The sequence below is a fragment of the Treponema sp. OMZ 805 genome (genome assembly GCF_050937395.1).
Taxonomy (GTDB): Bacteria; Spirochaetota; Spirochaetia; order Treponematales; family Treponemataceae; genus Treponema.
Genome location: NZ_JACCLP010000039.1, coordinates 1 through 1,016, shown reverse-complemented (window position 1 = coordinate 1,016; position 1,016 = coordinate 1). Strand labels below are relative to the sequence as shown.

Genomic DNA, 1,016 nt, shown 5'->3' with positions numbered 1-1,016 from the left:
CCGTCATGTAACAGGTGTGGGATAAGTAAAGCTTCCCCGTGTTCTTCAAGCTTTTTCTCATCCGCCAAATAGGGAAAATGCGCATTGAACGCAATCAATGCATCTTGCTTTATTTTTGTCCCCACATCTCCTATGGTCTTGAATATGCTCCGCCTGTTCTTTTTTTGTATGCCCGGCGGGTTAATCGTTTTGTCAATCAGCTCGTGTACATCGCTCATCTTCTATTACCCTTATGCCGTTTTTCTCACCGTAATACCGGAAGCAATAATGACATTTGCATCAGGGGCTTGAACGTCACGGGCAGGAGAAATGATTTCAAGCGTCTTTAATGAAAACGGCTTATAAAGGTCATACAAGTCTTTGACGGCAAACCGCCCGCCGATACCGAGGGAATCAACATATTTTTTCGCCACAAGCTCGATATCCGATTCCACAGCATCGCCTGAATATTCAATAACTATTTCAATGTTGGTAACGAGCGGAGCTTTTACCTGTACATCAAAAGCCATAAGCTCATGCAGATAAAGGTTCATCTTTACTTTTTCAATCAGTTCTGCAGTCGGAAGCCCTGTTACCGACACGATGATAATATCCGTACTGCCTGCTCCGCGCGGGGCGCGGATTATCTTCGCTTCACGAACCCCTGCTACCTCTTCTGCATAATATTTATAGGTAACTTTCGTGTCTCCGAGCGTCTGGCTTCTCCAGCGGTTTTTAATTCGCACACGGTAACTGTCATCGCTTTCACTATTTTCGCCCAAAGCCTTTTGCCAATCTTCTTTTACCTCTATTCCGTCAAGTCCGCGGATAACCCTTGTCGCCCGCACGGCAAATCCTGCTCCGATATTGTAATCGCTGCCTGCAAATTCCGCTTGAACAGGAATGGCAAAAGTACTGTCAGCCGTGAAAGTGATTTTTTCGGTTACCTTATACCGAAGCTCGGTTCCTTCCACGACTATCCACGTACCGGAAGCGACTACTCCTGAGCCATACGATTTGCCTGTAAAATTCCCGCT

Annotated in this window: 2 protein-coding genes; both read right to left on the bottom strand. The window is 46.1% G+C overall.

Annotated features, from left to right (window positions below):
• A partial coding sequence (locus tag HGH47_RS12150; protein WP_432912710.1) for a hypothetical protein occupies positions 1-218 on the bottom strand: 218 nt, incomplete at its 3' end.
• A gap of 12 nt (positions 219-230) precedes the next feature.
• The coding region (locus tag HGH47_RS12145) for a baseplate J/gp47 family protein (RefSeq protein WP_432912707.1) at positions 231-1,016 on the bottom strand (786 nt) is incomplete at its 5' end.